Source organism: Roseococcus pinisoli, assembly GCF_018413645.1.
Taxonomy (GTDB): domain Bacteria; phylum Pseudomonadota; class Alphaproteobacteria; order Acetobacterales; family Acetobacteraceae; genus Roseococcus; species Roseococcus pinisoli.
Genome location: NZ_JAHCDA010000006.1, coordinates 65,228 through 85,135 on the forward strand (window position 1 = coordinate 65,228; position 19,908 = coordinate 85,135).

17 protein-coding genes are annotated in these 19,908 nt (G+C 70.7%); 12 read left to right on the top strand and 5 right to left on the bottom strand.

Annotated features, from left to right (window positions below; translation table 11 throughout):
* Positions 1-54: 54 nt before the first annotated feature.
* From KHU32_RS22430 to ilvD, 6 genes are all read left to right on the top strand, one after another.
* The gene (locus tag KHU32_RS22430) at positions 55-834 is read left to right on the top strand and encodes a hypothetical protein (protein WP_213672421.1); all 780 of its coding nucleotides are present in this window, start codon (positions 55-57) and stop codon (positions 832-834) included.
* Positions 834-3,023: a TonB-dependent receptor gene (locus KHU32_RS22435; protein WP_213672422.1), complete on the top strand. Its 2,190-nt coding sequence runs from the start codon at positions 834-836 to the stop codon at positions 3,021-3,023. Before KHU32_RS22430 ends, KHU32_RS22435 begins: the two co-directional genes overlap by 1 nt.
* Position 3,024: 1 nt before the next feature.
* Positions 3,025-3,924 carry an ABC transporter substrate-binding protein gene (locus tag KHU32_RS22440; RefSeq protein WP_213672423.1) on the top strand — a complete coding sequence of 300 codons (900 nt, stop codon included), beginning with the start codon at positions 3,025-3,027 and terminating at the stop codon, positions 3,922-3,924.
* Positions 3,921-4,889: a FecCD family ABC transporter permease gene (locus KHU32_RS22445; protein ID WP_347265589.1), complete on the top strand. Its 969-nt coding sequence runs from the start codon at positions 3,921-3,923 to the stop codon at positions 4,887-4,889. The genes KHU32_RS22440 and KHU32_RS22445 overlap by 4 nt, the downstream gene beginning before the upstream one ends.
* The gene (locus KHU32_RS22450; protein WP_213672424.1) at positions 4,882-5,634 is read left to right on the top strand and encodes an ABC transporter ATP-binding protein; all 753 of its coding nucleotides are present in this window, start codon (positions 4,882-4,884) and stop codon (positions 5,632-5,634) included. The genes KHU32_RS22445 and KHU32_RS22450 overlap by 8 nt, the downstream gene beginning before the upstream one ends.
* 69 nt (positions 5,635-5,703) lie before the next feature.
* Entirely contained in the window at positions 5,704-7,560 is a 1,857-nt protein-coding gene (gene ilvD, locus KHU32_RS22455) for a dihydroxy-acid dehydratase (RefSeq protein ID WP_213672425.1), read from the top strand.
* 34 nt (positions 7,561-7,594) lie between these two features.
* On the opposite strand, the gene htpG is transcribed toward ilvD, so the two are convergent.
* Both htpG and KHU32_RS22465 read right to left on the bottom strand, forming a co-directional pair.
* A complete protein-coding gene (gene htpG, locus KHU32_RS22460; RefSeq protein ID WP_213672484.1) occupies positions 7,595-9,421 on the bottom strand; it encodes a molecular chaperone HtpG in 1,827 nt (608 codons plus the stop codon).
* A 106-nt stretch (positions 9,422-9,527) separates the two neighbouring features.
* A complete protein-coding gene (locus tag KHU32_RS22465) occupies positions 9,528-10,526 on the bottom strand; it encodes a Bug family tripartite tricarboxylate transporter substrate binding protein (RefSeq protein WP_213672426.1) in 999 nt (332 codons plus the stop codon).
* Positions 10,527-11,277: 751 nt separating this feature from the next.
* Here KHU32_RS22465 and KHU32_RS22470 point away from each other — a divergent pair.
* The 5 genes from KHU32_RS22470 to KHU32_RS22490 are packed head-to-tail and all read left to right on the top strand — an operon-like array spanning position 11,278 to position 15,580.
* Positions 11,278-11,490, top strand: coding sequence for a hypothetical protein (locus tag KHU32_RS22470; RefSeq protein WP_213672427.1), 213 nt, complete (start codon positions 11,278-11,280; stop codon positions 11,488-11,490).
* Positions 11,481-12,674, top strand: coding sequence for an acyl-CoA dehydrogenase family protein (locus tag KHU32_RS22475; protein ID WP_213672428.1), 1,194 nt, complete (start codon positions 11,481-11,483; stop codon positions 12,672-12,674). Before KHU32_RS22470 ends, KHU32_RS22475 begins: the two co-directional genes overlap by 10 nt.
* Positions 12,671-13,642 carry a Bug family tripartite tricarboxylate transporter substrate binding protein gene (locus KHU32_RS22480; protein ID WP_213672429.1) on the top strand — a complete coding sequence of 324 codons (972 nt, stop codon included), beginning with the start codon at positions 12,671-12,673 and terminating at the stop codon, positions 13,640-13,642. Before KHU32_RS22475 ends, KHU32_RS22480 begins: the two co-directional genes overlap by 4 nt.
* Before the next feature lie 14 nt (positions 13,643-13,656).
* On the top strand, positions 13,657-14,763 hold the full coding sequence (locus tag KHU32_RS22485; protein ID WP_213672430.1) for an LLM class flavin-dependent oxidoreductase: 1,107 nt from the start codon (positions 13,657-13,659) through the stop codon (positions 14,761-14,763).
* Positions 14,756-15,580 carry a CmcJ/NvfI family oxidoreductase gene (locus KHU32_RS22490; protein WP_213672431.1) on the top strand — a complete coding sequence of 275 codons (825 nt, stop codon included), beginning with the start codon at positions 14,756-14,758 and terminating at the stop codon, positions 15,578-15,580. Before KHU32_RS22485 ends, KHU32_RS22490 begins: the two co-directional genes overlap by 8 nt.
* Before the next feature lie 58 nt (positions 15,581-15,638).
* On the opposite strand, the gene KHU32_RS22495 is transcribed toward KHU32_RS22490, so the two are convergent.
* From KHU32_RS22495 to KHU32_RS22505, 3 genes are all read right to left on the bottom strand, one after another.
* Positions 15,639-16,532 carry an amino acid ABC transporter substrate-binding protein gene (locus KHU32_RS22495; RefSeq protein WP_213672432.1) on the bottom strand — a complete coding sequence of 298 codons (894 nt, stop codon included), beginning with the start codon at positions 16,530-16,532 and terminating at the stop codon, positions 15,639-15,641.
* Complete coding sequence (locus tag KHU32_RS22500; RefSeq protein ID WP_213672433.1) at positions 16,529-17,836, bottom strand: dicarboxylate/amino acid:cation symporter; 1,308 nt, start codon at positions 17,834-17,836, stop codon at positions 16,529-16,531. Before KHU32_RS22500 ends, KHU32_RS22495 begins: the two co-directional genes overlap by 4 nt.
* A gap of 93 nt (positions 17,837-17,929) precedes the next feature.
* Entirely contained in the window at positions 17,930-19,186 is a 1,257-nt protein-coding gene (locus tag KHU32_RS22505; RefSeq protein WP_213672434.1) for an aminopeptidase, read from the bottom strand.
* Between the two features lie 197 nt (positions 19,187-19,383).
* On the opposite strand from KHU32_RS22505, the gene KHU32_RS22510 reads away from it, so the two are divergent.
* The gene (locus KHU32_RS22510; protein ID WP_213672435.1) at positions 19,384-19,905 is read left to right on the top strand and encodes a Dps family protein; all 522 of its coding nucleotides are present in this window, start codon (positions 19,384-19,386) and stop codon (positions 19,903-19,905) included.
* Positions 19,906-19,908 lie beyond the last annotated feature (3 nt).

Here is a 19,908-nt window from a genome sequence, read left to right on the forward strand (position 1 = left end):
GGCGGTCGCAACCAGACGAGGATCCGGGCGGGGTGCACCGGGGCAGGTGACCTGATGCGTGGCCCCGGGACCGTCGAGCCCGCCCCTGTCCAGCCCGTCTGGCCCGATCGGGCGGCGCGCTTCTACGCGCGCGGCATGGACCGCTCCGATTACGGCGCGCAGGCCTCGGCCGCGCTTACCGCCGCCCTGGGCCGGCCGGAGAGCCTGCTCGACCTCGGGGCCGGCGCGGGGCACCCCATGCTGGGCTGGGTCGAGCCGGGGACGCGCTGGCTCGCCGTCGAGCCCAGCCGCTACCTGCGCGCGCGGCTCGGCCGTCTCTCGCGCATCAGCCACCCGGGGCTGCGTCCGGTCGACGCCTATTGGCAGGAGCTGCCGCCGCTGCCGCAGGTCGATATCGCCATCGCGGCCAATACTTCCGGCCCGCAGGAGGCGCCGGAGCGGCTGCTGGGCCTGATGCGCTTCTGCGCCACGCGCGCCGTGGCCTGGATCGTCCCGGCGCAGCGCGGGCCGAAGCGCTGGTGCCTCTCCGGCGCGTTGCCCGCCCATCTGCATCGGGAGGACGAACGCCCCGCCGTCGCCGCCATCCTGGCCGCGCTGGGCCCGCAGCGGCAGCCCAGCCGCAGCGCGATCTTCCCCTGGACCTTCTCCGCCCGTTTCGCCTCGCCCGCGGAGGCCTTCGCGCATTGCGCGATGCAGCTTCGCCTGGGTGCCGACGACGATCGGCGCGACGCGCTGGAAGACCACCTGCGCACCGCGCTGAAGCCGCTGCCCGACGGCGGCTTCGAGCTTTCCGCCCCCAAACTCTCCGCCCTTCTGATCTGGGATCTCGCCTGATGCGTCGCCTTCTGCTGGCCAGTGCCGCCTTCCTTCCCCTCGCCGCCGCGCAGGCGCAGGAGGTCCGCCTCCCCCTCACGCTGGACGAGATGGTGGTGACCGCCACGGGCCGTCCCGAGCCGCGCTCCAGCCTCGCCGGCACCGTCCAGGTCATCGACCAGGAGACGATCCGCCGCAGCACCGCGCGCAACATGACGGACCTGCTGGCCGAGAACGCGGTCGGCTTCTTCAGTGAATGGACGCCGGGCCAGACCAGCATCAACATCCGCGGCGGCTCCTCCGACGGCCAGGGGCGCGACTTCCGCTCGCAGGTGCTGGTGCTGGTGAACGGGCGCCGGGCTGGCACCGCCAACCTCTCCAAGCTCAGCCCTGCCGAGGTGGAGCGCATCGAGATCATCCGCGGGCCGGCCAGCGTGGTCTATGGCAGCCAGGCGATGGGCGGCGTCATCAACCTCATCATGCGCGACGGCCGCTCCTCCCCGGGCGGCCTCGCCGAAACCAGCGTCGGCTCCTGGGGCCTCATCGAAGGGCGGCTGCGCTACGGCATGAGCTTCCGCGACGCGCCCGTCGCGCCCGAGGGCTCGGCCGCCTACAACGTCCGCGCCGGCGACATGTATGTCGGCCTCTCCGGCGGCCGCCGCGACAGCTATCGCGCCGGCGGCGACGGGCCGACCATCCAGGGCACCGAGTGGAACCGGGCCGGCGGCGCGGCGGCGCTCGGCGTCGAGACCAATATCGGCCGCATCGGCATCAGCGCGCGGACCGACGGGACCTATAATACGGGCTTCACCGGCTCGGCCTGGAACACCACCAACCACGAGGACCGCACGAACCATTCGGCGGACATCACCCTCGAGGGCGCGACGGCGGATTCCCGCTTCCGCTGGAACCTCCAGGGCTATGCGGTGCGGGACATCGACAACCTGCGCTGGCGCTCGCCCATCCAGCGCAGCGCGGCGGGCCTGCCCGTGCCCGGCACCGACCGCGACGACAACCGCCGCGTGCTCGATATCCTCGGCATGCGCCTGCAGCCCTCGATGCGGCTCTGGCAGGGCGCCGAGATCCTGGTGGGCCTCGACCTCGAGCGCTCGGTGCTGCGCTCCACGCGCAACCGCATCGGCCTGCCCGGCGGGCCGACGGGGCAGGTGGCGCCGCTGGACAACAACCAGACGGACATGAATGCCGGCCTCTACGCCGAGCTCTCGCAGCAGCTCTTCGAAGATCGCGTGACCCTGCGCGCCGGCGTCCGGCAGACCTGGGGCAACACGGCCTTCGACCCCACGCCCAACCTGCCGCTGCAGCGCTCCGGCGCCCGGGACTACGACGCGACCACCTGGTCGGTCGGCGCCTCCTACCGGCCGATCACCTCGGTCGCGCTGCGCGCCAATGCCTCGACGGGCTTCCGCGCGCCGACGGCGACGGAGCTCGCCGCCGACTTCACCGCGCTCGGCGGCGGCCGCACCTTCGGCAACGCCAACCTGAAGCCCGAGACCAACCTGCAATACGAGGTCGGCGCGGCCTATTTCCGCTCGGGCTTCCGGGCCGATCTCGCGCTCTTCCAGAACACCATCTCGGACCGCATCATCACCCGGGTGCGCCCGCGCGACAGCACCACCAGCGACTACACGAACAACCCGGGCGACATCGTGGTCCGCGGGCTGGAGGTGCAGCTCGAAGCGGATCTGGCCCGGCACCTGGGCATCGAGAGCTTCCGCTGGCGGGCGAATGCCAATGCCTCCTGGAACTTCGACATGCGCGACGACGGCGCGTCGCGGACGGCCAATACCCGCAACGTGGAGCGCATGTACCGCTACCAGGCCGGGATCAGCACCACCGTCGGACAGGATCGCTGGGACGTGACCCTGCAGGGCATCCTGCGCGGCCCCGTCTACTACAACACGGAGGAGAACCTGCTGATCCCGCAGGCCGAGCCCTTCCGCGACTACGTCCACCGCAAGGGCGCCTTCTGGGTGCTGAACCTTCGTGGCAGCTTCCAGCCCCTGCCGGAGCGGGCGCCGAACGTCCGCGTCTTCGGGGCGATCAACAATCTGCTCAACGAGAATTACCACCCGCTCTTCATCGCCACGGCGTCCAATCCCTTCCTCGGGGATTCGCGCTTCGCCAATGGCGGCCGCGGCAATTCGGCGCCGGGGCGGGAGTTCATCGGCGGCGTGCGGTTCACCTTCTGAGATGCGGCGCCGGATCCTCCTCGCCGCGCCCTTCCTGCCCCTGGCGGGAGCGGCGCGCGCGGAGGGCTGGCCGCGCCTGCTGGAGGACGGGCTGGGGCGGGGTGTTGCCATTCCCGCCCCGCCCCGGCGCATCGTCGGCATCTTCGCCTCGAATGTGGAGATGCTGGCCTCGCTCGGCCTCGTGCCCCGCCTCGTGGGGATCGAGGCCTATACGCGCTTCCCGCCCGAGGTCGTGAACCTGCCCAAGGTGGGCGGGCGCCTCGGCTTCTCGGCCGAGGCCATCGCGCGGCTGGAGCCCGATCTGGTGGTGATGACGCCGGCGCGGCAGGCGGCGCATCTGCTGATCGAACCGCTGTCGCGCCTCGGCATCCCCTGCCTCGTCGTCCTGCACAGCGACCTGCCGCGCATCTTCGCCAATATCGACCTGCTGGCCCGCGCCACGGACACGGAGGAACGGGCGGCAGAGCTGCTGCGGGGCCTGCCCGCGCGCCTTGCGGCGGTGTCGGCGCGGCTGGCCGGACGGCCCCCCGTCCGTGTCTTCCTGGAGACCTCCTCGACGGGGCGCGGCGCCTATGGCACGCCGCGGCCGGACACCTACACGATGGACATCCTGATCCGCGCAGGCGGCATCCCCGCCCTCCCGCCACTGCCCGCCGCCGGGCCTGCCCAGGTTTCGGGCGAGGCGATCCTGCGCGCGGATCCGGACGTCTATCTCGTTGCCGGCCGGCCCGACCAGGCGGCCGAAGTGGCGCGGCGCCCCGGCTTCGACGGCATCGCGGCGGTCCGCCAGGCGCGCGTGCATGTCGTCTCCCGTGCCGAGCTGCTGATCCCCGGGCCGCGCGCGGTGAACGGGGTGGAGAGCGTCGCGCGCATCCTGCATCCGGAGGCCTTTCCCGCGTGATCTTCCTGCTGCCGGCGATCGGGCTCGTGGCCGGGCTGCTGCTGGGCGCCGAGATGCTGAGCCCGGCCGAATTCCTCGCGCTGGTCGCCGATCCGTCGAGCCCCATGTCGCACCTGGTCCTGCAATGGCGCCTGCCGCGCGTACTAGCGGCGGGTTGCGTCGGCGCGTTGCTGGCGCTGGGCGGGGCGATCTTCCAGGGCGTGTTCCGCAACCCGCTGGCGGAGCCCTATCTGCTCGGCAGCGCGGGGGGCGCGGCGGTGGGCGCGACGGTGGCCCTGCTGGTCGTGCTGCCCTTTTCCGCGACGCTGGCCCTGCCGCTGCTGGCCTTCCTCGGCGCCTGGGGCGCGACCTGGCTGGTGCTGGCCATGGCGCGGATGACGGGGCGGAGCTCCATCGCTGCGCTGCTGCTGGCGGGCGTGGCCGTCGCGGCGGTGCTGGCGGCGATGCGCTCCTTCCTCATGCTCGCCTTGTCGGACGAGACGGTGAGCCTGCAGGCCGTGCTCTCCTGGGCGCTGGGCGGTGTGCAGACGCCCTCCTGGCGGGAGCTCGCCCTGCTGGTTGCCCTGACCGGCGGAGCGGTGGTCCTGGCGCAGTCCCTGGCGCGCGGGCTGGACCTGCTGGGGCTGGGCGAGGGCGTGGCGGAAAGCTTCGGCCTGCCGGTGCGCCGCTTCGTGGCGCTGGCGGTGCTGGCGGCGGCCTTCATCGTCGCGGTCTCGACCGTCTGGGGCGGGCTGGTCGGCTTCGTGGGGCTGATGGCGCCGCATATCGCGCGCTGGCGGCATGGGCCCCTGCATCGCGGCCTGATGCCGCGCGCGGCCGCGATCGGGGCGGGGCTCGTGATGCTCTGCGACGGGCTGGCGCGCGCGGTGCTGCCGCCGGCCGAGATCCCGCTCGGCCTCGTCACGGCGCTGATCGGCGGGCCCTTCTTCCTGCTCATCCTGGCGCGGGAGGTGCGGCGTGGCTGAGGTGGCGCTGGAGGGCAAGGGGCTCGCCTTTTCCGCCGGCGGCACGCCGCTGGTGCAGGGCGTCTCGACGGCGTTGGAGCGCGGGCGGGTGCTCGGCGTGATCGGACCCAACGGCGCGGGGAAATCCACGCTGGGCAAGCTGCTGGTCGGCCAGCTGGCGCCCCAGGCGGGCGAGGTGATGCTGATGGGCCGGCCGCTCGCCGCCTGGCCGCGCCGCGAGCGGGCGGCGCTGATCGGCCATCTGCCGCAGCATTTCGAGCCGCATTGGGACTACCGCGTGGACGAGCTGCTGCGCCTCGGCCTCGACCGTGCCGGGCGCGGCGCGCCGACGCTGGAGGTTCTGGCCGGGCATTTCGACCTGGGCGCGCTCCTGAAGCGGCATTGGTCCACCCTTTCGGGCGGGGAGCGCGCGCGGGCGCTGACCGCCGCGGTCCTCGCGCCCGACCCGCCGGTGGTCCTGGCCGACGAGCCCGCGGCGGCGCTCGACGTCGGCCAGGCGGCGGCGCTGATGGCCCGGCTGCGGAAGCTGGCCGATGGCGGGGCCGCCGTGGCCGTGGTGGTGCACGACCTCAACCTCGCCGCGCGCTGGTGCGACCGCCTGCTGCTGATGGAGGCCGGCCGGGCGGTGACGGAGGCCGGGCCGGCCGAGGTGCTGAATTCGCCCGAGCTCGACCGAGTTTTTGCGACTCGTTTTCAACGAGTTGCCCTGCCCGAAGGGGGGATGGTCCTGGCGCCGGCCGGATAGCCCTGGCGGCCGGAAATGGCTAATCTGTGCGGCTGATCCAAGAACGACGCACGACAGGACTTCAACCTCATGCCCCAGTACCGTTCGCGCACCACCACCCATGGCCGCAACATGGCCGGCGCCCGTGGCCTCTGGCGCGCCACCGGCATGAAGGACGGCGACTTCGGCAAGCCCATCATCGCCATTGCCAACAGCTTTACCCAATTCGTCCCGGGCCATGTCCATCTCAAGGACCTCGGCCAGCTCGTCGCGCGGGAGATCGAGAAGGCCGGCGGCGTCGCCAAGGAATTCAACACCATCGCGGTGGATGACGGCATCGCCATGGGCCATGACGGCATGTTGTACAGCCTGCCCTCGCGCGAGCTCATCGCCGATGCGGTCGAGTACATGGTGAATGCGCATTGCGCCGACGCGCTGGTCTGCATCTCCAACTGCGACAAGATCACGCCGGGCATGCTGATGGCCGCGATGCGCCTCAACATCCCCACCATCTTCGTCTCCGGCGGCCCGATGGAGGCCGGCAAGGTCATCCACCGCGGCAAGAAGCGGAAGGTGGACCTGATCGACGCCATGATCGTCGCGGCCGACAGCAGCGTCACCGACGAGGAGGTCGAGGCCATGGAGCGCTCGGCCTGCCCGACCTGCGGCTCCTGCTCGGGCATGTTCACCGCCAATTCGATGAACTGCCTGACCGAGGCGCTGGGCCTGGCGCTGCCCGGCAACGGCACCGTCCTGGCGACGCATTCCGACCGCAAGGAGCTTTTCCTGGAGGCCGGCCGGCGCATCGTCGAGATCACCCGCCGCCATTACGAGACGGAGGACTTCTCGGTCCTGCCGCGCAACATCGCGACCGTCGCGGCCTTCGAGAACGCGATGACGCTGGACATCGCCATGGGCGGCTCCACCAACACGGTGCTGCATCTGCTGGCGGCCGCGCATGAGGGCGAGGTCGAGTTCTCGATGGCCGATATCGACCGGCTCTCGCGCCGCGTGCCGGTGCTGTGCAAGGTCGCGCCCTCGGTCGCCGACGTGCATGTCGAGGACGTTCACCATGCCGGCGGCATCATGAGCATCCTGGGCGAGCTGGAGCGCGGCGGGCTGATCGACACCACCGTCAGCCGCGTGGACGCGCCGACGCTGGCCGAGGCGTTGGAGAGCTGGGACGTCCGCCGCACGCAGGACCCGAAGGTGCCGAACTTCTTCTGCGCCGCGCCCGGCGGCGTGCCGACCCAGGTAGCCTTCTCGCAGTCCGAGCGCTGGGAAGAGGTCGACATGGACCGCGAGAACGGCGTGATCCGCGACATGGAGCACGCCTTCTCGAAGGATGGCGGCCTCGCGGTGCTCTACGGCAACATCGCGGCCGATGGCAGCATCGTGAAGACGGCGGGCGTGGATGCGGCGATCCTGAAGTTCACCGGCCCCGCGCGCGTCTTCGAGAGCCAGGACGCGGCGGTCGAGGGCATCCTCGGCGGCGCGGTGAAGGCCGGCGACGTGGTGGTGGTGCGCTACGAGGGGCCGCGCGGCGGCCCGGGCATGCAGGAGATGCTGTATCCCACCAGCTACCTGAAGTCGAAGGGCCTCGGGAAGGTCTGCGCGCTGGTGACCGACGGGCGCTTCTCGGGCGGTTCCTCCGGCCTCTCGATCGGCCACCTCTCGCCGGAAGCGGCCGAGGGCGGCCCCATCGGCCTCGTGGAGGATGGCGACCTGATCGAGATCGACATCCCTTCGCGCAGCATCAACCTCGCCGTCTCCGACGAGGTGATGGCCGAGCGCCGCGCGGCCATGGAAGCCAAGGGCGACGCCGCCTGGCAGCCGGCCGAGAAGCGCAAGCGCAATGTGACGACGGCGCTGAAGGCCTATGGCGCGCTGGCGAGCAGCGCGGCCAAGGGCGCGGTACGCGACCTCAGCGCGCTCAAGCGCCGCTGAGACGGCGAGGGGGCGAAAGCCCCCTCGGTCTTGTTCAGACGGCGAGCGCGGCGGCGACCTGCCGCGCGAAGCCGGCCGGATCGCGCGGGACGTCGCCGTCCTGCACCCGGGCCAGGTCCAGCAGCAGGCCCGCCTTCTCGAAGAGCGCCGTGTCGGTCGCCGCAGTTTCCGCCAGCTTGCGGATCAGCGGGTGGCGCGGATTGAGCTCCAGCACCGGCAACCCGCCGCCTGCGCCACGTCCGGCCCGGCGCAGCATGCGCTGCATCTGCAGGTCCGGCCCATGCTCCGGCGCGGCGAGCACGACGGCGCTGTCCACCAGCCGGTCCGTCGCGCGCACCTCGGAGATATCCTCCTTCAGCGCGTCCTTCAGCAGCGGCAGCAGCAGCGTGACGTCGGCCGCCTCGGAAGCCTCGGCGCCGCCGGCGACCTTGGAGAGATCCACCGTGCCCTGGGTGACGCTGCGGATCGGCTTCTCCTCGAAGGTGCCGAGCCGCTCCGGCCAGAAGGCATCGATATTGTCGTCGAGCAGCAGCACCTCAACGCCCTTGGCCCGGAAGCCCTCAAGCTGCGGGGACTTGGCCAGCGCGCCCGTATCGTCGCCGATCAGCACGTAGATGGCCTCCTGGCCTTCCTTCATGCGCGAGACGTAGTCGGCGAGCGAGGTCCAGCCCTCCACCGCGGAGGAGCGGAAGCGCAGCAGCGCCGCGACGTCCTTGCGGTTCTCGGCATCCTCCCAGACGCCTTCCTTCAGCACGGGGCCGAAATTGTCCCAGAAGGCCTCGTACTTCGCGGCGTCCTTGGCCTGGGTCTTCAGCTCGGACAGCACGCGGTTGGTCACGGCCTTGCGGATGCGGGCCAGCACCGGCGTGGACTGCAGCATCTCGCGCGAGACGTTGAGCGGCAGGTCCTCGGTATCGACCACGCCCTGCACGAAGCGCAGCCAGGGCGGCAGGAGGTTGGCCTGGTCGGTGATGAACATGCGGCGGACGTGCAGGCGCACGCGGCTCTCGCGCTCGCCCTCCACGGCCTGGAAGGGCTTCATCCCCGGTACGTAGAGGAGCGCCGAGAATTCCATCGCCCCCTCGGCGCGCCAGTGCAGCGTGGCCCAGGGCGTGTCGAAGGCATGGGCGACATGGCGGTAGAAGTCGGCGTACTGCTCCTCCGTCACCTCGGACTTCGCCTTGCGCCAGAGGGCGGTGCCCTCGTTGGCCGGCTCGTCATTGCCGTCGCGCGCGACGGTGATCGGGATGGCGATGTGGTCCGCCCATTTGCGGATGATCGTCTGCAGCCGGTAGGGCTCGAGGAACTCCTCGGCATCCGGCTTCATGTGCAGGACGATGTCGGTCCCGGCCTCCTCGCGCGTGGCCGGGGCGAGGGTGTAGTCGCCCTTGCCCTCGGAAGCCCAGCTCCAGGCCTCCTCGGTACCGGCGCGGCGCGAGGTGACCTCGACGCGGTCGGCCACCATGAAGGCGGAGTAGAAGCCGACGCCGAACTGGCCGATCAGGCTCGGCTTGTCGCCGGCCGGTGCATCGGCGAGGGACTTCGCGAAGGCCGCGGTGCCGGAGCGCGCGATGGTGCCGAGGTGCTGCGCCAGCTCGGCCTTGGTCATGCCGGTACCGGGGTCGGTGATGGTCAGCGTGCGCGCTTCCTTGTCCGGCACGATGCGGACCTTGGCGTCGGCGGGCAGGCTCAGCGCGTGATCGGTCAGCGCCTCGAAGCGGCGGCGGTCCACGGCATCGGCGGCATTGGCCACCAGCTCCCGGAGAAAGATCTCGCGCTCGGAGTAGAGCGCATGCACGACCAGATCCAGAAGGCGCCCGACCTCGGCGCCGAATTCATGCCGTTCCAGGGCTTCGCCCATCATCTTCTCCCTCGGGGGTTCATATCGACCGGCGCGATATGCGGGGCGGGGGCGAATGTTTCAACCGCCGCCCCGCGAGGAACCTCCGGGGGTCGGGTGTCGTCCGTCAGCCGGAGACGGCGTCGACGCCGCGGGCGAAGGCGCGGCGCGATTCCAGCTCCCGCTGAAGACGTGCCGTCACCTCGGCGCCGCTCTGCAGCACCGCGCGGTTGCCGTTGCCGTCCGTGAGGGCGCGCAAGGCCTCGGTGCGCACGGCGGCGGCCAGGCCTTCCCGCAGGCGCTCCACGATCGGCGCCGGCGTGCCCGCGGGCGCGAAGAGGCCGTTCCATATCGTGAAGTCGGGCTCGGTGAGGCCGAGGTCGGCCGAAGTCGGCACGTCCGGCAGCTCCGACAGGCGATGGCGGCCGATGATGAGCACCGGGCGCAGGCGGCCGTCGCGGTAATGCGGCGCGGCCGTCGGGAAGTCGGAGGAGCCGATCTGCACATGGCCGGCGACGAGATCCGTCACCTGCGGCGCCGTGCCGCGATAGGGCACCTTCACGAGGTCCAGCGCATAATGGCGGGCCAGCTGCTCCACCGACTGCTCGGAGACGGAGCCGCTGCCGGTGGTGCCGAAGGCCACGCGCGGCTTGCTGGAATCACGGGCGCGGGTGAGCAGCTGCTCGAAGGTCTCGACGCCCAGGCTGGGATGGGCCCAGAGGACGCTGGCGGATTCGACGAAGATGCCGATCGACGTGAAGTCGCGCAGCGGGTCGAACTGCACGGCGTCGCCCAGCGCCACCACGCTGCCGATGAAGGCGGTGAGGTTGGGCAGCAGCAGCGTGTAGCCGTCCGGCGCGCTGCGGGCGACGTACTGGATGCCCACCGTGCCGGTCGCGCCCGTGCGGTTCTCCACCACGAAGGGCTGGCCGAAGCGCGGGGAGAACTCGCGCGCCAGGGCGCGGGCAAAGAGGTCGCCGGGGCCGCCGGCGGGCCAGGGCACGATGATCTTCACCGGCCGGTTGGGCCAGGCGCCGCCATTGTTTGCCTGGGCGAGGACGGGCGTCGCAGCGGCGACGGAGAAAAGCGAGGCGAGGCGAAGCGCGTCGCGGCGGGTGGTCGTCATGGGGAAATGCTCCGGAAAAAGAAAAAGAGTTCAGGCCAGCGGGGAAGCGGAGCTTCGACAGAAATGGCGGGGCCGGAGGGCAGGGGACGGGCGAGGACGGGGTGAGCCGGACATGGCGGGGCTCCAGGAAGGCAGGGTTATCGGGGTTTCCGATCGGCGGCCGGCGAGGCGCGCGGCCGGCGGGTCAGGCGGCGCGGCGACAGCGCGGGAAGGATGTCTTCACGTGAAGGCGGACGGCGGTCGGCAAGGAAACCTCGGATCAAGGGCCCCGGACGGGGCGCGCTCCGCAAACCTATAAAACTAGCCATAAAAGTTCAATCCGATTTTCACGATATAAATTTGCGTGCTGTCGGAATGAAGCGGCCGCTCTGCCCGCGGCAGGGGCCTTGCCCCTAACCTGAACGACGGAGCAGGGTAGATTTTTCCCATCAATCATATGATAGCAAATGGAAAATATGCGCGGCATGTAAATCGATGCATTCTCCATCGATCCGTGTTGAAATATCACCATCACGGCGTATAATGATCAAAGCACGATTTTGATCCGATGAATCCCCGCCCGGCACCCCGCCGGCGCCGGGCCGAGCTCAAGACGACGAGGAACCGTGATGGCCAGAATATCCCGCCCGTCCGTCTCCCTCCCCCGTTCCCGGGTGGTTTCGCGCTGTCGGGGCCTGTGTCGCGGCTGAGCCGCCATCGACCAGCCGACCTCACGACGCCTGATGGCCGCGCCGCGGCCCCGGAGAATCCCATGCGCCTTTCCAATCCCATCATCGAGGATGGAGCCCTCATCGCCGTTGCCGCCCAGGGCGATGCCGGCTGGTTCCTGATCGCCATCGACCGCCGGCTCGAGGAGCTCGACCGCGCGAATTTCGAGACCGCCTCGGAAGTCGGCGACGCCGCCCGCGGCTATCTGCGCCGCAATCACCCGCCCGTCGGCAGCTGGGGTGGGGCGTGGAAGTGACCACCCAGGCCCTGTCGCTCTCGTCCCGGCTGCCGCCGCTGCCGCGGCGCTTTCCGGACGACCCCGCGCTGATCGCCGCCATCGCGGCGAATGGCGCGCAGGACGACCGCGAGGCGAGCTTCCCCTTCGATAGCCTGCAGCGCCTGCGCGAGGCCGGTGTCCTCGGCCTGACGGTGCCGACGGCGCTGGGCGGCGGTGGGGCAGGGATCGTCCTCGCCGCGGAGGCCGTCCGGCGCGTGGGCGCCGCCTGCCCGGCGACGGCGCTGATCCTCGCCATGCAGCTCACCAAGCAGGCGGGCCTGGCGCGCAACGCGGCCCTGCCGCTGGCGCTGCGCGAGCGGCTGGGCCGCCTGGCCGTGACGGAGGGCGCGCTGATCAACGCCGCCCGCGTGGAGCCCGAGCTCGGCTCGCCCACGCGCGGCGGCCTGCCGGGCACCATCGCCCGGCGCACCGACACCGGCTGGGCGCTGACCGGCCACAAGCGCTACGTCACGGGCCTGCCCGGCCTGCGCTTCATTGAGGTGCTGGCGCGGACGGATGAGGACGAGCCCCGCATCGGCAACTTCCTCGTGACCGCCGGCACGCCCGGTCTCGAATCCCGCGAGGCCTGGAACCACCTGGGCCTGCGGGCCTCCGGCAGCCACGACCTGCTGCTGACCGACGTGGCGGTGCCCGAGAGCCACGCCATTGGCCTCGTGCCCGCCGGCGCCTGGATCAGCAATGACGAGGTGCAATCCGCCTGGAACGCGCTGCTGGTCACCGGGGTCTATACGGGCGTGGCCCAGGCCGCGCGCGACTGGGTGGTGAACTTCCTGCGCAATCGCCGCCCCTCGGGCCTCGGCCAGCCGCTTTCGGCCCTGCCGCAGGTGCAGCAGGCGGTGGGCGGGATCGAGGCGCAGCTCATCGCCAGCCGCCGCATCGCGGCCTCGCTGGCCGCCGACGTCGAGGCGGGACGCGTGCCGTCCTCCGCCGAGAGCGGCGCGGTCAAGGCGCTGCTCGCGAACCAGGCGATCAAGGCCGTGGAGCTGTCGGTGGCGCTGGCCGGCAACCACGCGCTCGACCGCGCGAACCCGCTCGAGCGGCATTGGCGCGACGTGCAATGCGCCCGCGTGCATGTGCCGACGGAGGACGCCGCGCTCCTCGGCGCCGGCCGCGCGGCCCTGACCGCGGGGGTTCCGGCATGAGCCCCGTGAAGATGCTCGCGCCGCGCCGGGCCCTGCTGGCGGGCTTGCTCGCCGCGCCGGCCGTCGGCCGCGCGCAGGAGGTCTTTCCTGCGCGCCCGCTGCGCTACATCTGCCCTTTCCCTCCGGGGGCGACGAACGACAACGTCTCCCGCGTCATGTCCCGCGCGCTCTCGGTGCGGCTGGGCACGCCGGTCGTGGTGGAGAACCGCGCGGGCGCGGGCGGTGCGGTCGGTGCGCGCCTCGTCGCGGAAAGCCGGCCGGACGGGCTGACCCTGCTCAACGCCTCGGCCGGCAACCTCACCATCGCGCCGCATCTGAGCAATGTGGGCTACGACCCGCTGCGGGATTTCGCGCCGATCGCCATCGCGGGCGAGTCCTACAGCGTGATTGCCGTCACGCCCTCGCTGCCGGTGCGCACCCTGCCGGAGCTGATCGCCTATGGCCGGCAGAACCCGGGTGTCCTGAACTACGGCTCGGCGGGCATCGGCTCGGCGGGGCATCTGCGCGGCGCGCTGCTCGCCGATGCGGGCGGCTTCGAGGCCGTCCACGTGCCGTTCCCGGGCAGCGCCCCGGCCGCCAATGCGGTGGTGGCGGGCGACGTGCACTTCATGATCGATCCCATCCTGGCGCCGCATGTGGTGTCCGAGCGCGCCCGCGCCGTGGCGAGCCTCGGCCCGGACCGCTGGGCGCTCTTCCCCAACCTGCCCAACGTCAGCGAGCACGGCATCGGGCGTGACTGGCCGACCGGCGGCTGGTTCGGCCTTCTCGCGCCGGCCCGCACGCCGGAGCCGGTGGTGGAGCGCATCAACCGTGAGTTCAACGCCGGCCTGAACGATCCGGAGGTGGATGCCGCGCTCCGGCGTTTCGGCCTCCGCCCCGAGAAGGTCACCCCCGCCGAATTCACCGCCCGTCTCGCGCGCGACCACGCCGCCACCGGCCGCGTCCTACGCCGCCTGAACATCGCCTGAAGGATCGCATCGCCATGACGCACCCCCTTGAGTTCATCGGCATGATCTCGCACCGCCATTCGTCCGAGATCCATCCGGCGACCGGCCCCGTCCTCGACGCTGCCTATATCGCCCGCTTCGCACAGGCGCATGAGGCGGCGGGCTTCGGCCGCATCCTCGTGGCCTGGCATTCCACAAGCCCCGATGCCCTGCTGATCGCAGGCCATGCCGCGGCGCAGACCAAGCGCATCGGCTTCATGGTGGCGCACCGGCCGGGCTTCATCGCGCCCACGCTGGCGGCGCGCCAGTTCGCGACCTTCGATCATCTGAGCGGCGGTCGCGCGGCCATCCACATCATCACCGGCGGCAGCCCGGCCGAGCAGGGCCAGGATGGCGACTTCCTCGACCACGCCCAGCGCTATGCGCGGACGGACGAATATGTCGGCCTGCTGCGCCGCGTTTGGACCAGCGAGCAGCCCTTCGACCATGAGGGGACCTACTATCGCCTCCAGCGTGCCTTCTCCGAGCTGAAGCCGCTGCAGAAGCCGCATATCCCGGTCTTCTTCGGCGGTTCCTCGGACGTGGCGATCGAGAGCGCCGGCCGCCATGCCGACGTCTATGCCTTCTGGGGCGAGACGCTTGACCAGGCGCGCGAGAGCATCGCCCGCGTGCGCGACAGCGCGGCCCGCGCGGGCCGCGATCCGGCCTCCATCCGCTTCAGCCTCTCGGTCCGGCCCGTGCTGGCCGACACGGAGGAGCGCGCCTGGGCGCGGGCGCGGAACATTCTGGACCGCATCCGCGAGCTGCGCGGCGACAACTTCGGCAAGGGCGGCGCGAAGCCCGAGAGCATCGGCAGCAAGCGCCTGCTGGACGCGGCCGCCGGCGGCGCCGTGCGCGACAAGCGCCTCTGGACCGAGGTGGCCGCCGCCGTCGGCGCCGGTGCGAACACCACCGCGCTGGTCGGCACGCCGGAGCAGGTGGCGGAATCGCTGGCCGACTATGCCGCGCTCGGCGTCTCGACCTTCCTCATCCGCGGCTTCGACCCGCTCGAAGACGCCCTGGATTACGGCCGCACCCTCCTGCCGGCCACGCGCCGCGCGGTCGCGGCGCTGAACCTCGCGAAGGAGCCCGCACATGCCTGACGGTTACGTCCTCCCGCCGCTGCTGCAGACGGCGCCGCTGAACTATCTGCGCGACGGGATCGAGCAGCCCACGCGCTATGCCACCACCCCGCCGCCGGGCGTTCCCGTGAGCACGATCGAGGTCGAGCCGCGCGACGTGCTGGTGGAGAACGGGCGCCACCGGCAGCACGAATTCACGCTGGACGGCCATGGCTTCGCGCTGATCGACGCGCCGAGCAAGGTCCCCGACCTCTATGACGAGGCGGCGATCCGGCGGGACTATTACCCGGAGGTGGCAAGCATCCTGCGCGCGCATCTCGGCGCCTCGCGCGTGGTGGTCTTCGACCACAACATCCGCAACGCGGCCCGCGCCGCCGCCGATGCGGCCCTGCGCGAGCCGGCCAAGCGCGTGCACAACGACTATACCTATGCCTCGGCCCCGCAGCGCCTGCGCGACCTGCTGCCCGAGGAGGCCGACCGCCTGCTGGCCGGCCGCTTCGCGATCGTGAACCTGTGGCGGCCGCTGAAGCCGGTGCAGGAAAGCCCGCTGGCGCTGGCCGAATGGTCGAGCATCGCGGAGGAGGACCTGGTTCCCACCTCGCTGGTTTATGCCGATCGCGTGGGGGAGACCTTCAGCGTGCGGCACAGCCCGCGCCACGCCTGGGTCTATTTCCCATACCAGCTGCCGAACGAGGCGTTGCTGATCAAGTGCTACGACAGCGCGACGGACGGCCGGGCACGACTGTCCTTCCACGGCGCTTTCGACGACCCTTCCTCGCCGCCTGATGCGCCGCCACGCGAAAGCATCGAGGCCCGGACGCTGGTCTTCTGGGACTGAACGACGATGCCCGGTCAAGCTGGCTTGATCGGGCGAGGGGATCCCGACGGGAAAGGCCCTAGTCGGGCGAGCCCAGCATGCGGAAGATCTCGGTGAGCTGCGCGCTCATCGGGATGTTCAGCCGCTCGCCCGTCGGCAGGCGGCGGTTGAACCAGCGGTCGTAGATGTCGCCGAGCTCCCCGCTGGTGGCCAGCCGCGCGAAAGTCCGGTTGAGGAGACTGGCGAAGGCAGGGTCGCCGCGGCGGAACATCAGCCCGTAGGGTTCGTAGGAGAGCAGCGGGCCCGCGACGCGGAAGCCGTCGCCGCCGGGGGCGGTCGCGACCATGCCGTAGAGCAGCACGTCATCGGTCGCGAAGGCGTCCGCCCTGCCGGCGGCGAGACGCGCAAAGGATTGCGCGTGGTCCGGCTCGGTGACGAGGTTGATCTGCAGGCGCTGCCGTGCGGCCAGGCCGCGCACCGCCTCGGCATTGGTGGTGCCGGCAGTGACCACGATCGTACGGCCGGCAAGGTCGGACAGGCCGCGCACCGCGCTTGCATTGGGGACCAGCAACCGCGTGCCGGCCACGAAGAAGACCGGCGAGAAGGACACTTGCGTGGCGCGTTCGGCATTGCTGGTGGTGGAACCACATTCGAGGTCGATATGGCCCGCGAGCAGCTCGGGGATCCGCGTCTCCGGCGTCACCGGGCGCCAGTCCACGGTGATCTCGCGCCCGGTCTCGGCCCGCAGCTCGGCCACCACCTCCCGGCAGAGGTCGATGCTGTAGCCGAGCGGTTGGCGCTGCCGGTTGAGGTAGGAGAAGGGCAGGGACGCCTCGCGGTAGCCGATCGCGATGCGCCGGCTCTCCGCGGCCTTGCGCATCAGGCCCGTCAGCGCTGCCGGCGCGGAATCCTGGGCCTGGGCACGCGGCGCCAGGGCCAGCAGCAGCGACGCGACGAGAAGGCGGAGGATCATGCCCTGGCGGCCTCCACGCCCTCCGCCTGGTCGTAGGTGCCGGTGGGCGGCTCGGGTTGGATGGCCGAGCCGGGCTCCGCAACGCGGTCGCCCTCCCACTTGCCGACGACGGCGGCGGCCAGCGAGTTGCCGATGACGTTCGTGGCCGACCGCCCCATGTCGAGGAACTGGTCGATGCCGATGATCAGCAGCAGCCCGGCCTCGGGAATGTTGAAGGTGGAGAGGGTCGCCGCGATCACCACCAGCGAGGCGCGCGGCACGCCCGCCATGCCCTTGCTGGTCAGCATCAGCAGCAGGAGCATGGTGATCTGCGTGCCGACGGAGAGGTCGATGTTGTAGGCCTGCGCGATGAAGACCACCGCGAAGGTGCAGTACATCATCGAGCCGTCCAGATTGAAGGAATAGCCGAGCGGCAGCACGAAGGAGATGACCTTGGGGCTGACGCCGAAGCGGGCGAGCTGCTCCATGAGCTTGGGATAGGCGGCCTCGCTGCTCGCCGTGCTGAAGGCCAGCAGGAAGGGCTGGCGCACCAGCGACACCAGCTCGAAGACGCGCCTGCCGAAGATGAGGAAGCCCACGAAGGTCAGCAGGCACCAGAGCAGCGCCAGGCCGAAATAGAATTCGGCGACGAACTTGCCGTAGGTGACGAGGATGCCGAGGCCCTGCGTCGTGATGATCGCGGCCATCGAGGCGAAGACGGCGAGCGGCGCCAGCCCCATGATGTAGCCGGTGATCTTGAGGACGACGTGCGAGAGCTCCTCGATCCACTTCACCAGCGTCTGTGCCTTCTCGCCCAGCGAGGCGGCGGCGACACCGAAGAGCAGCGAGAAGACGACGATCTGCAGGATCTCGTTCCGCGCCATGGCGTCGAAGATGGAGACGGGCACGAGATGCGTTACGAAGTCCTTCAGCGAGAGCGAGGACGCCCGGATATTGGTGGCCGTCCCGGCCTCGGGGATCGCCATGTTCAGGTTGGCGCCCGGCTGCAGGATGTTCACCAGGATCAGGCCCAGCAGCAGCGAGACCAGCGAGGCGGAGACGAACCAGAGCATGGCCTTGCCGCCGATCCGCCCTACCGCCTTCACGTCGCCCATATGCGCCACGCCGACCACCAGCGTGGAGAAGACGAGCGGGGCGATGATCATCTTGATCAGCCGCAGGAAGACGTCGGTGAAGAGCGAGATGTAGTCGGCGATGGAACGCGCGATCACGGGGTCGGGCCACAATTCGTGGCACATGTAGCCCACCGCGATGCCGAGCAGCATCGCGATGATGATCCAGGTGGTCAGGGACTGGCGGCGCATGTGGGTGCCTCCATGACGGAGTCAAAAAGATGTCATGGAATGCAATACGATATCGTTATAAATGCTCCATCTTGCCGGCCATCCTGGCTTCGGTCAGGCCGCCCATTCCCCCGCGCGCATCACCGGCTCCGCCTGGCCCTGTGCGTCGATGCCGTCCACGTCGATCTCGGCCGAGCCGATCATCCAGTCCACATGGATCAGGCTGGTGTTGCCGCCGCGCGCCGTGAAGTCGTCCGGGGTGATGGTGTCGCCGTCGACGAAGCACTTCGAATAGGCCTGGCCGAGGGCGATGTGGCTCGCGGCATTCTCGTCGAAGAGCGTGTTCAGGAAGAGCAGTCCGCTCTTCGAGATCGGCGAGGAGGCGGGGACCAGGGCGACCTCGCCCAGCCGGCGCGCGCCGTCGTCGCTGCCGATCATGCGTTCCAGCACCTCCTGCCCGGTGCTGGCCGAGGCCTCGACGATAACGCCGTTCTCGAAGCGCACGCGGATGTCGCGGATCAGCGTGCCCTGATAGGCCAGCGGCTTCGTCGCCACGACGTGGCCCTGGGTGCGGGCGGCGTGCGGGGTCGTGAAGACCTCCTCGGTCGGGATGTTCGGATTGCCGGTGATGCCGTTGAGCGCGGTCGACTGGCCGCCCATCCAGGCATGCCCGTCCGCCAGGCCCACGGTGAGGTCGGTGCCCGGGCCGCGGAAGCGCAGCGCGGCGTAGCGGCGGTCGGTGAGCTTCTGCCGACGGCGCATCAGCACGGCGTTGTGCGCCGCCCAGGCCGCGATGGGATCCGCCTGGTCCACCCGGGTGGCGGCGAAGATCGCGGCCCAGAGCTTCTCGAGGGCCTCGGCCTCCGGCAGCTCGGGGAACATGGCGCGCGCCCAGGCCGGCGAGGCGTAGGGCACGAGGCTCCAATTGATGGCCGAGGTGGTGATGAGTTCGAGCGCCGGGCGATAGGCCTGGGCGCGGGCACGGTTGGCGCGGGCGACGAGCCCGGCATCCTGCGCGGCCAGCAGGGCCGGGTCCTCGCCCACGATGGCGAGGCGCGCGGCGCCGCGCCGGAAGGCCTCGGCCATGCCCTCGTAGAGCCAGCCGGCCGTGTGGTCGAAGCTCTCCGGCGTCGCATGGCGGAAGCGGGACAGGGTCTGCTGGTCGTCGGAATAGAGCGTCGTGACGAGGCTGGCGCCGGCCTTGTAGGCGGCGTCGGTGATGAGGCGCGCAAGCGGCACCGCGTCGAGGGAGGAGGTCATGAGGACCTCCTGGCCCGGGCGGAGGTTCAGGCCGACACGGACGGCGACCTCCGCCAGGCGCGCGAGGGAATCCGGCGTCCCGACGGACGAGGAAGGGGCAATCTGGTTCATGAGGCGGTAGGCTCCGCGATGAGGCTCTTTCCTGAGGCTAGCCCTCCGGCCTCTCAGCGACCAGACACCGCGCCGGCGGACGGGGCAGGCAAAACGGTGGCATGCTTTCCGCGATCGAGACGAATTGCCGCGTCCAGATGCCGTACCCATGTACCGCAGGCTGCCAGGCTGAGCAGCGCAACAGAAGGAGACCTTTGATGGCCAAGACGCCCAAGCGCGACCCTCGCACCGCGCCGCTCGCCACCCCGGCCGGCTATTCCGACAATGCCCAGAGGGACCTCGCCGCCGCCCTGAACCTGGCGCTGGCCGATGTCTTCGCGCTCTACCTGAAGACGAAGAATTTCCACTGGCACATGTCCGGCCCGCATTTCCGCGACTATCACCTGATGCTGGACGAGCAGAGCGACCAGATCTTCGCCATGACCGATCCGCTGGCGGAGCGGGTGCGCAAGGTGGGCGCCACGACGCTGCGCTCCATCGGCCATATCTCCCGCACCCAGCGCCTGTCCGACAACGACGCTGAATTCGTCACGCCGAAGGACATGCTGGCCGAGCTGCGCCAGGACAATACGGTACTGACCGACCATTTCCGCGCCGCGCACGAGGTGTGCGAGGAGCATGGCGACGTGGCGAGCGCCAGCCTCATCGAGAACTGGATCGACGAGACGGAGCGGAGGGCCTGGTTCCTCTTCGAGGCGACCCGCGGCGGCGAGTCCTGATCC